We start from the raw sequence: 10778 nt of genomic DNA on the forward strand, positions 1-10778 counted from the left end.
CGGTTCACTCGGTCATCCGGTCGAGCGGGGGAATGGCACGCAGAACCGTGCGTTTTAGCATGATCGGCCCAAGCATGCCCGCCAGCATCAAAGCCCCGACGAACGCAGGGAAATGATCGCCGTTCCAGCTCGTGACATGAAACAACAGCCCCTTGGTCAGGCCGATGAAGATGGTGTTGAACAGATAGATCATGAGTGAATACCGCCCGATGGTGACCAGTGTACGATCGGATGATAACCACGAACTCCTTACCAAAGAATGAAGGGCCGGCATCGCGAGCACACCCAGCACCAGTAATCGCGCATCGAACGGCCAGCGATGCCCCGCCAGCGCAATCGCTGTAAAACCGACGGCAAACAGCGCGAGCAAGGGAAGGCGCCAGCGATCGATCCAGCCGGTCCAACGCACGCCGAGCGCGCCGGCCCCGATTCCAAGCGCATAGAACAGCCCGTAGCGGCAGAGATCGGCAAGGTAGAGATGCCAGGGCGGGTTTGCCAGTTCCAGCGCCGCGAACACCGCGACCACCAGAACCAGCCGCCCGCGCATCGCCCACGCCAGCACTGGCGTCATCAGGCTGAGCGCGCACAACACGGCGAGGTACCACAGCGAATAGGCCGGGCTGCGCACGGGGTTCCAAATCAGATCGATCAGCCCGGCAAGCATGCTGCGCGGCGCGTTATCGACGAACATGAACCGCGCCGCCAGTAATTTGCCCGCAATGATCAGCGCGCCCATCAGCACGAACGGCACCAGCAGCCGCCGTACCCGGCTCGCCGCCAGCCGTGCCCAGCCGGAGGGCCGCACGCTCACATGCCCGGCCAGGAAGGAAACCATGCCGCTCAGATAGAAAAAAAACGGCATATGGAACGCATACACCGCCCGGCGCAGCGGCTGATACCAGTGCACATGGGCGGGGTTCTGCCGCGCCACGATGTGCCCGAACACCACCAGCGTGATCGCGAGCCCCTTGGCGCGATCGATATCGAGCCGGCGCATCAGACCGTGACCATGTCGTCCGATGCCTCGATCAACATGCCGCGGACAAAGCCGGTGGCGAACGCCGCCTTGCAGCGCAGGCTGATCTGGCGCGTGCTCTGCCGGGGAAAGAGCAGCCAGGGCGCCAGCACCATCGCGTGCGCGGCCATCCGCCAGGCGCGCGCCATCCGCCGCTCACCCAGCGCGGCCAGCATCACCGCCTCCGATACGCCGCTCCAATACTGGCGGCGCACCAGCCAGTCCGGCCGCAACCGCTCGCGCGCGATTTCATGGTGCACCACGAGGGCGGGGTTGAACCGCACCCGGAAATGCGCCCGGCGCAGCCGGCGCAGGATATACGTCTCCTCGTTCGACAGCAGCAGCGTGCCGCGGCGGCCGAGGCAGGCGGGAAACCCGCCGAACCGCGTCAGCACATCGCGCCGGAACGCGATATTTGCGGCATAGGGATCGATGTCGGCGCAGGCGTCCGGTGCGACCCGGTCGATGATCGTGAGCACCGCGCGCAGCGAGTCCGGCCACCACACCGGCAGCAGCGCCTGCCATTGCGGCAGGATCATGCCGCCGGTCGCGGCGAGGTCGGGGTCCTGCGCGATGCTCGCGAGCAGCACCGTCACCCAGTCCGAAGCCGGTGTTGCGTCGTCATCCAGATAAGCGATCCATTGCCCCCGCGCGGCCGCCAGCGCGGCGTTCCGCGCCGCACTCAGCCCGACCGATGCAAGGCGCGTATGCTGTGCGCCATGCGCCATCGCGGCGCGCAGAATGGTTTCGGCTTCTTCGCCGTCCGACCCGGAGTCGACCACCAGCACATCGACCGCGGGATGCGGCGGTCCAAGCCCCGCCAGGCATCGTGCCACCGCGATGCCGCGGTTATGCGTGCAAATCGCAACGGTGAGGATCGGCGGCTCGGCGCCGGTCGCAGCCTGGGACGATCTTCGCATCACGAAATCCTGTTTTCCCAGCGACATTCAATTAAGGGTTGTGTATTATGGCCGCAGACACAACCAGATTGCAACCGAAATCGATGCAAAGGCGGAGCGATCATGCCGCAGGCTGAACCGACCGTCTCGCCCGCTGTCTCGAGCCAGCAGCAGCAAAACATCTGCCTGAAGCCAGCCGCCGAACCCCACCAAAGGCACGCCGCCTCAGGACCAAAGTTTTTTTGCTTCTTTTTTTTCAAAAAAAGAAGAACTTCCTTAATTTTCCTGGCATTATTGTACCCCTCAGCCGCCCAAGCCCAATCGATCGGCAACCTCCTCCCGATCGCAGTACCCGGCTTTTCCGTCGCCGCCGGCGTCACCGTCGCGACACGCCTGCACCGGGACGACATCCCGCGCGGCATCACGCTCGGCATCACGCCGGACGATCTGCGGGTCTACCCGAGCCTCACCGCCACCACCGGGTTCGACAGCGCCCCGGCTGCCGGTGCCCCGGCGAGCGCCACCATCCGCCTGCAACCCTCGGTCCAGATCAGCGATGCCGCCCTCGGCCTCGCCGCCTTCGCCGGTGCGGATCTCAACCGCTATCCGGGCGATCAGGCGGCCGCGGCCAACAACATCACCGCCGGCCTCGGCCTCGATGTACCCTTCGGCGCGGGCACCATCACCCTGGGTGGCGCGCGCCTCACCACCCGGGAATCCGCCCTCGGCACCAGCCAGGCCGCGGCCAGTGCCCCGTTCGCCGTCGCCCTGACCGACGGCAGGGCAGCGCTCCGCCTGCCGCTCGGCGCGTTCGATACCACCAGCCGGATCGAGTTCAGCGACACCACGATCAACCGCACCACCACCACGCTACCGGCCCCGTTCCGCGCCCGCGCCTTCCTGCGCGCCTCGGGCGAACTCGCCACCGCGAACGACGGCGTGCTGCGCCTGCTCGCGCGGCTGAACCTCGCCGTCGCGCGCTACAGCGGTGTACGGGCCGGTGCCGGCGTCTCGAACGCCACCACCATCGCGCTGCTCGGCGGGGCGGAAACCGCGCCGGGTCGCGTGCTGCGCCTGCGCGCGGTCGCCGGCATCGCGGCGCAACATTTCGCGGGTCCCACCACCGCGCCCGGCACCATCCCGGTCGGCTCGATCGGCCTGGGCTGGACGCCGGACGCCCTGATCGCCGCCGAACTCGATCTGAGCCGCGATTCCGGCATCGACACCACGCTCGGCACCCCGGGCGAGCCGGTCACCACCCTGCATTTCGCCCTCGCGAACGCCTTCACCCGCTCCTTGTTACTCACCGCCACGGTCGATGCCAGCGCCGGCACCATCGCCGGCCATCAGGCGCGCGACACCACCATGCAGCTCGGAGCCGCCTGGTCCTGGGCGCGGCATTTTTCCCTGCAACCCAGCCTGTCCTATGCAATTCGCCACAATCTGCCAGGATCGGCGCCGCACGAGCTGCGCCTGCTGGTGGCGCTCACCTGGGCGCCGTGACCGCACCGGTCCGTCTTGCCGGCTGCCCGCATCTGCGTAATAAAATGTCTCGCGTGACCATGGGGGGATTCGGTGGCGGTAACAATGCGGCGACACCCGGCATGAGCGGATTCCGCTCGGCTCTCGATCATCGGGGCGCGGCCTTCGCGCACAACCATCGCGCCATGCGCGCCCTGGTCGATCAACTGGCGGCCGATGTGGCAACCATTCGCCTGGGCGGCGGCGAGGCGGCACGCGCCCGCCACGTCGCGCGCGGCAAATTGCCGGTGCGCGACCGCATCCGCCTGCTGATCGACCCGGCGTCACCCTTCCTCGAGCTCTCGCAATTCGCCGGCCACGGGCTCTACCCCGAGCCGGTCCCGGCCGGCGGCATCATCACCGGCATCGGCCGGGTCGCCGGGCGGGAATGCGTCATCGTCGCGAACGACGCGACGGTCAAAGGTGGCACGTATTTCCCGATCACCGTGAAAAAACACCTGCGCGCCCAGGCAATCGCGGCCCAGAACCGGCTGCCCTGCCTCTATCTGGTCGATTCCGGCGGTGCGAATTTGCCGAACCAGGACGACGTCTTCCCCGATCGCGAGCATTTCGGCCGCATCTTCTACAATCAGGCCACCATGTCCGCCGCCGGCATTCCCCAGATCGCGGTGGTCATGGGCTCCTGCACCGCCGGGGGCGCCTATGTCCCTGCCATGGCGGATGAAAGCATCATCGTCCGTGATCAGGGCACCATTTTCCTCGCCGGACCGCCACTGGTCAAAGCCGCCACCGGCGAGATCGTGACGGCCGAAGACCTCGGCGGGGCGGATGTCCATACCAGGCTCTCCGGCGTCGCCGATCATTATGCCGAATCCGATGCCCATGCGCTCGGCATCGCCCGGCGCATCGTGGCATCGCTCAACCTCGCCAAGCCACCGGCGTCCGCGCCGCGTACCCCGCGCCCGCCACCCGGCGCGCCGGACGATCTCTACGGCGTCATCCCGGCCGATCCGCGCGCGCAGTACGATGTGCGCGAGGTGATCCGCCTGATCGTCGATGACGGGTCGTTCGACGAGTTCAAACAGCGCTACGGCACCACGCTGGTCACCGCCTTCGCGCATATCTGGGGCTATCCGGTCGGCATCATCGCCAACAACGGCGTACTGTTTTCCGAAGCCGCATTAAAGGGCGCGCATTTCATCGAACTCTGCGCCCAGCGCGGCATTCCGCTGGTTTTCCTGCAAAACATCACCGGCTTCATGGTCGGCCGGAAATACGAGGCCGGCGGCATCGCCAAGGATGGCGCCAAGCTGGTCACCGCGGTCGCCACCGCCAACGTGCCGAAATTCACAATCATCATCGGCGGCTCGTTCGGCGCCGGCAATTACGGCATGTGCGGCCGCGCCTATGATCCGCGTTTCCTGTGGATGTGGCCGAACGCGCGCATCTCCGTCATGGGCGGCGCCCAGGCCGCCGCGGTGCTGGCGCAGGTCCGGCGAGACAACATCGAGGCCAAGGGCGGCACCTGGAGTGAAGCCGACGAGGCCGATTTCAAAGCGCCGATCGCCGCGCAATACGAAACCCAGGGCCACCCCTACTACGCCAGCGCCCGCCTGTGGGACGATGGCGTGATCGACCCCGCCGACACCCGCATGGTGCTCGGCCTCGGCCTGTCCGTCAGTCGCAACGCCCCCGTGCCGCCGACGCAATTCGGCCTGTTCCGGATGTGATGACCATGAACGATCCCATCGATTTCCGTATCGACGGCCATGGCATCGCCACCATCACGCTCGACCGCGCCGAGCTGCACAATGCCTTCGACGATGCCATGATCACCGGCCTGCTCGACATCCTCGGCAAGGTCGCGACCGACGCGGAGATCGGGCTCGTGGTGCTGCAGGGCCGGGGCAGGAGTTTTTCAGCCGGTGCCGACCTGAACTGGATGCGCCGGAGCGCCGCCTACACGCCCGAACAGAACCTCGCGGACGCGCAGGACCTCGCCCGCCTGATGCACGCGCTCCACACGATGCCCAAACCGACCCTCGCCCTGGTGCAAGGTGCCGTCTTCGGCGGCGGCGTCGGCCTCGTCGCCTGTTGCGATATCGCGCTCGCCACGTCGGATGCGAAGTTCAGCTTCTCCGAAGTGCGCCTCGGCCTGATCCCCGCCGTGATCAGCCCCTATGTGATCGCAGCGATCGGGCCGCGTCAGGCCAGGCGCTATTTCCAGACCGGCGAGATTTTCACCGCCGAGACCGCCCATCGCATCGGTCTGGTCCATGAGGTGGTCGCACCGGATGCACTCCCCGCCACGCGCGATGCGCTGATCGCCGCCCTGCAGCGCGGCGGCCCGCAGGCCAAGGCATCCGCCAAGGCGCTGATCGCCGAGGTGGCGGATCGCCCGATCGATCGCGCGCTGATCGTGCGCACCGCGCAGTTGATTTCCGAGCACCGCGCCTCGGCCGAAGGGCGCGAGGGTCTGGCGGCGTTCCTCGAAAAACGCGCGCCATCCTGGCTGATCGACTGAGCATGATGTTCGACACGATCCTGATCGCCAATCGCGGCGAAATCGCCTGCCGCATCATCCGCACCGCGCGGCGCATGGGCATCCGCAGCATCGCCGTGTTCTCCGAAGCCGATCGATCGGCCGCCCACGTAACGCTGGCCGATGCCGCCGTCGCGATCGGCCCGGCCGCCGCGCGCGAGAGCTATCTCGATGGCGCCCGCATCATCGCCGCCGCGCGTGAGGCCGGCGCGCAGGCGATCCACCCCGGCTATGGGTTTCTGAGCGAAAACGCGGCCTTCGCCGAAGCCTGCACCGCCGCCGGGCTGATTTTCATCGGCCCGCCCGCCGCCGCGATCCGCGCGATGGGCTCGAAATCCGCCGCCAAATCCCTGATGGAGCGGGCAGGGGTGCCGCTGGTGCCCGGCTATCACGGCACCGATCAGGCGCCCGATCATCTGGCCGCCCAGGCCGCCGCGATCGGCTACCCCGTGCTGATCAAGGCCTCGGCCGGCGGCGGTGGCAAGGGCATGCGCATCGTGACCGCGCCGGCCGATTTCGCCGCCGCCCTCGATCTCGCCAAGGGCGAGGCGCGCGCCGCGTTCGGCGATGACCAGGTCCTGATCGAAAAATACCTCACCCGGCCCCGCCACATCGAAATCCAGGTGTTCGCCGACACGCATGGCAACGTCGTCTCGCTGTTCGAGCGCGACTGCTCGATCCAGCGCCGCCACCAGAAAATCATCGAGGAAGCGCCGGCCCCGCTGATCTCGGAGGATCAGCGCTTCACCATGGGCGAGGCCGCCTGTGCTGCCGCCCGCGCGATCGATTACGTCGGTGCCGGCACGGTCGAGTTCATCGCCGAGGGCGGCGATTTTCATTTCATGGAAATGAACACCCGCCTGCAGGTCGAGCATCCGGTCACCGAACTGATCACCGGGCTCGATCTGGTCGAATGGCAATTCCGCGTCGCCGCCGGCGAGGCGCTGCCCCTGACCCAGAACGAGATCGAACGCACCGGCCACGCCATCGAAATCCGCCTCTACGCCGAAGACCCGCTGCGCGATTTCGCACCCTCGACCGGCACCATCCATCACCTGCGCCTGCCCGAACCCTCGGCGCATATCCGCATCGATGCCGGGGTGCGCCAGGGCGATGCGGTCTCGATCCATTACGACCCGATGATCGCCAAGCTGATCGCCTGGGACCATGATCGGGCCGGCGCGATCCGCCACCTCGCCCGCGCGCTGGCCACACTCGAAATCGACGGCGTACGCACCAACCTGCCGCTGCTGCGCCGGATCATCGGCCACCCCGAATTTGCCGCCGCAGACCTCGACACCGGTTTCATCGCCCGCCACGAACCCGTTTTGCTCGCCCCCGCCGCGCCGGCATCACCCGCCGTGCTCGCCGCCGCCGCGCACCGCTGGCTGCACGATCTGCCAAGCCACGCCGCGCCATCCGACCCGCATTCGCCCTGGACCCTGAAATCCGCCTGGCGTCTGAACGGTCCGGCCTGTCAGGATGTCACTTTCGATGATGGCACGGCGCAATTTCCGATCCGCATCCACCCGGAACCCGCCGGCCGCCTCACGATGGATCACGCCGGCACCAGCACCACCGCAGCCATCGCCGTCCTGCCGGACGACCGGCTCACCGTCACCATCGGTCATGTCACCACCACGCTCACCGCCCTGCACGACCCCGATCGGGCGCGGCAGGATCGCATCGTGATCTTCGCCGATGGCGCGCCGCACGCGCTGCGCATCGTCGATCCGTTTGCCGGCAGCGGCACCGCGCACACCGCCGGCGGCCGGGTCATCACACCCATGCCCGGCCGCGTCATCGCGGTCGGCGTCGTACCGGGCGACATGGTGGCGGCCGGCGATCTGCTGGTCACGGTCGAAGCGATGAAGGTGCAGTTCCGCATCACCGCACCGCGCGCCGGCGTGGTGACCACCCTGTCATGCGCCGTCGGCGACCTCGTGGACGATGGCGCGGAACTCGCCGTGATCGAAGCGGCACCGGACCCGATCCCCGCATAGACCGGCGGCCCCGCCAGCCATCGTCCCTGGATCGCCGCTGCCGCAAATCCGAAAACGGGACCGGAATCCCATGATCGGGATCGCGGCGGTGCATCGACCGCCGGATTGATCCCGGTCTGCCGCGCCATCGGCCCCGGCCCGGCATGGCACGGGATTTGCTGTGATCGCGGCAACCGCCCGGGAGCCACGATGCCTGATTTCCAAATCCCCGAACCTATCCAGCGCCGGGTGCTGCGCCAGCGCCGCGCCACTCTGGCGGCCCTTGCCGCCCTGGGTGTCGCTTTGGTCGCAGCGCTCGTTGTCATCCTGCCCTCCGGCCCATCGGTCGCGCGGGATTCGCTGGTCATCGCGCAGGTGCGGCAGGGCCGGTTCCTGGTGCGGGTGCAGGCGCCCGGCGTGCTCCGCCCGCGCGGCGAACGGTTCGTCACGGCATCGGTGCCCGGCGTCGTCGCGCGCGTGCTGGTGCGGCCGGGCGATGTGGTCACCCGTTCGAGCGTGCTGGTCCGGCTGGTCAATCCGCATCTGCAATCGGCCCTGATCGCCGCGCGATCGGATCTGGCCGATGCCAGGGCAACCCGCGCCGCGCTCGCGGCCACGCTCGATAACACGCGCCTCACCCTGGAGGCCGAACGCGCCACCGCCCGCGCCGCCGCCGAGGCGGCCGCCTTGCGTGCCCAGGCCGAACGCGGTCTCGCCGCCGAACATGTGGTCGCGGTTCTCGACGAACGCAAAACCATCCTCGATGCCGCGACCGCGCGCGAACAGGTGGCACTCACCGAGCAGCGCATCGCCGCCTTCGCGCGCAATCAGGCGGCCCAGCGCGCGGCCCAACAGGCGCGGCTCGCGGCGTTCCAGGCGGCATTGGCGGAAGCCCAGGCCAATGTCGCGTCCCTCGCCATCGCCGCGGGTGAGGCCGGCGTGGTGCAGAGCGTCGCGGCCCAGCCGGGCCAGACCCTGGCCTTGGGCGGCGCCGTCGCAAAAATCGCGAGCCTCACCGATCTGAAGGCGGCGCTCGATGTCGCGCCGAGCGAAGCGGGCGAGGTCGCTTCGGGCCAATCGGCCAGCATCCGCCTGAACGATCAGGGCGAAACCCGCATCATGGGCATCGTCACCCGCGTCTCGCCCGCAGTCGAACACGGCAGCGTACGGGTCGATGTGAAACTGCCGGCGCATCTGCCCCCCGGCACCAGGCCCGATCTCGCGGTGCTGGGCGATATCGATGTCACGACCATCGCCAGCACGCTCTCGGTCGCCCGGCCGGTCGATGCGAGGCCCGATCACACGGCGATCGTCTATCGGCTGGTCGATGGCGGCCACAGGGCCATCCCCGTCCGCGTCCGTTTCGGGACCACCTCGGCCAACGCGATCCAGGTGCTCGCGGGCCTGCATGCCGGCGAGCGGATCATCGTCTCCGATACCGGCAGCTTCGCCGGCAAACCGATGATCCGCATCCGATGAGGCGGGCATTGTGCCTCGCCGCGCTGGCAGCCACCCTGCCGGGCAGCGCCCATGCCGCCAGCCTGTGGACCGTCTGGCTGGCAGCCCGCGCGAACGATCCGGCGTTTCTGGCTGCCTCCGCACAGCTGCGCGCGGCGGCTACCGCGCAACCCGCGGCGCTCGCGGCCCTGTTGCCGCAATTCAGCATCGCCGCGGCGGCCGGGCCGCAGAACCAGGCGTTCGAAGGTGCCGATTTCTACGGCAGCGGCTTCGAGCCGATCCGCCAGGATCAACGGATCGGCGTCTCCACCTGGCAGGTCACGCTGAGCCAGACCCTGTTCGACTGGCGCCGGATCAAAACCCTCCAAGCCGCCGGATTTTCCGTGCAGCAAGCCGCCGCCACCTATCAGGCCCGGCTCGAGGCCCTGAACGTGCAGGTGATCACCGATTACGTCGCGGTGCTGGCCGCAAACGACAATCTTGCCTCGCTTCGCGCGGCGGCACGGGGCTTCGCGCTGCAATATCACGATGCCGAAGCGCGCTACCGTGCCGGCATGGACGGGGTGATCGGCGCCGATGAATCCCGCGCCGCCGCCCGATCGATCGCGGCACAGGTGGTCCAGGCCCAGACCGCCCTGATCGCCGCCCGCGCAACCCTGGCGGCACTCACCGGCGATCAGGTGCAGGTCAGCGGCTCTCTCCCGATCGCCCTGGCCCTGCCGGCACCCGGCCGCATCACCACCTGGCTCGCCCGCGCCGCCAGCGGCAACCCAACCCTCGCGGCGGCGAAACTCACCGTGCGCGACGATGCGGCGCTGATCGCCGCGGCGCGCGGGGCCGACCTGCCGAGCCTGTCGCTCCAGTTGCAGCACACCCATACCGCCCAGGGTGGCCGCGCGGGCTATGCGTTCTTCGGCCAGGGCATCACCGGCCCGGCCTATACGCTGCAACAGGGCAATGCGGTGACGGTGCAGATGAACTGGAACGTCTTTTCCGGCGGTGCGACCCGCGCGGCGGTCGACCGGGCCCGCGCCCGGCGCGACGCGGCGGCAGCCAACGCCGCCACCGCGCGGCTCGCCGTGATCCGCACGGTGCGGACCGATTATTTCGCGGTCCTGCTCGATCGCGCCCGCCTCGCCGCCGCCCGTGCTGCGGCCACGGCGGCGGCGCGCGCCGTGCAGGCGGCGGCGGATGGCGTGCGCGCCGGCCTGATCAGCGCGAGCGACCTGATCGCCGATCGTCAGGCGCTGCTATCGGCGCAACTCGCGCTCCACGCCGCGGTGGTCGCCGCCATCGACCACGAAGCCGGTCTCGCCCAGGCCGCCGGCAGCGCGACACCGTTGCTGGTGCACCGCATCTCGACAACTCTATCCCCGCACGCCCCGCTCCAGGAGAAGTGA

General features: G+C 68.7%; 8 protein-coding genes. 6 read left to right on the top strand and 2 right to left on the bottom strand.

The genetic code is table 11. The annotated features are described in order from the left end of the window. Nucleotides 1-4: 4 nt before the first annotated feature. Nucleotides 5-997, bottom strand: coding sequence for an acyltransferase family protein (locus AruPA_RS11120; RefSeq protein ID WP_265636762.1), 993 nt, complete (start codon nt 995-997; stop codon nt 5-7). Continuing rightward, complete coding sequence (locus AruPA_RS11125; protein ID WP_265636763.1) at nt 997-1935, bottom strand: glycosyltransferase family 2 protein; 939 nt, start codon at nt 1933-1935, stop codon at nt 997-999. Before AruPA_RS11125 ends, AruPA_RS11120 begins: the two co-directional genes overlap by 1 nt. Nucleotides 1936-2208: 273 nt before the next feature. Here AruPA_RS11125 and AruPA_RS11130 point away from each other — a divergent pair, with 273 nt between their 5' ends. The 6 genes from AruPA_RS11130 (at nt 2209) to AruPA_RS11155 (ending at nt 10778) form a co-directional block, all read left to right on the top strand. Continuing rightward, on the top strand, nt 2209-3417 hold the full coding sequence (locus AruPA_RS11130) for an outer membrane beta-barrel protein (protein WP_265636764.1): 1209 nt from the start codon (nt 2209-2211) through the stop codon (nt 3415-3417). A 101-nt stretch (nt 3418-3518) separates the two neighbouring features. Continuing rightward, nucleotides 3519-5126 carry a carboxyl transferase domain-containing protein gene (locus AruPA_RS11135; protein WP_265636793.1) on the top strand — a complete coding sequence of 536 codons (1608 nt, stop codon included), beginning with the start codon at nt 3519-3521 and terminating at the stop codon, nt 5124-5126. Nucleotides 5127-5131: 5 nt separating this feature from the next. Continuing rightward, nucleotides 5132-5920, top strand: coding sequence for an enoyl-CoA hydratase/isomerase family protein (locus AruPA_RS11140; RefSeq protein ID WP_265636765.1), 789 nt, complete (start codon nt 5132-5134; stop codon nt 5918-5920). A gap of 5 nt (nt 5921-5925) precedes the next feature. Beyond that, nucleotides 5926-7941 (top strand): acetyl-CoA carboxylase biotin carboxylase subunit, encoded by a 2016-nt coding sequence (locus tag AruPA_RS11145; RefSeq protein ID WP_265636794.1) that lies wholly within the window; start codon nt 5926-5928, stop codon nt 7939-7941. A gap of 189 nt (nt 7942-8130) precedes the next feature. Continuing rightward, entirely contained in the window at nt 8131-9399 is a 1269-nt protein-coding gene (locus AruPA_RS11150; RefSeq protein ID WP_265636766.1) for an efflux RND transporter periplasmic adaptor subunit, read from the top strand. Then, on the top strand, nt 9396-10778 hold the full coding sequence (locus AruPA_RS11155; RefSeq protein ID WP_265636768.1) for a TolC family protein: 1383 nt from the start codon (nt 9396-9398) through the stop codon (nt 10776-10778). Before AruPA_RS11150 ends, AruPA_RS11155 begins: the two co-directional genes overlap by 4 nt.

Origin of the sequence: Acidiphilium sp. PA, from assembly GCF_026191915.1 — a bacterium.
Lineage (GTDB): Bacteria > Pseudomonadota > Alphaproteobacteria > Acetobacterales > Acetobacteraceae > Acidiphilium.

Bases quoted from the DNA above. Each gene is read 5' to 3' on its own strand.
- AruPA_RS11120 (WP_265636762.1), bottom strand. From the start codon at position 997: ATGCGCCGGCTCGATATCGATCGCGCCAAGGGGCTCGCGATCACGCTG.
- AruPA_RS11155 (WP_265636768.1), top strand. From the start codon at position 9,396: ATGAGGCGGGCATTGTGCCTCGCCGCGCTGGCAGCCACCCTGCCGGGC.
- AruPA_RS11145 (WP_265636794.1), top strand. From the start codon at position 5,926: ATGTTCGACACGATCCTGATCGCCAATCGCGGCGAAATCGCCTGCCGC.
- AruPA_RS11140 (WP_265636765.1), top strand. From the start codon at position 5,132: ATGAACGATCCCATCGATTTCCGTATCGACGGCCATGGCATCGCCACC.
- AruPA_RS11150 (WP_265636766.1), top strand. From the start codon at position 8,131: ATGCCTGATTTCCAAATCCCCGAACCTATCCAGCGCCGGGTGCTGCGC.
- AruPA_RS11125 (WP_265636763.1), bottom strand. From the start codon at position 1,935: ATGCGAAGATCGTCCCAGGCTGCGACCGGCGCCGAGCCGCCGATCCTC.
- AruPA_RS11135 (WP_265636793.1), top strand. From the start codon at position 3,519: ATGAGCGGATTCCGCTCGGCTCTCGATCATCGGGGCGCGGCCTTCGCG.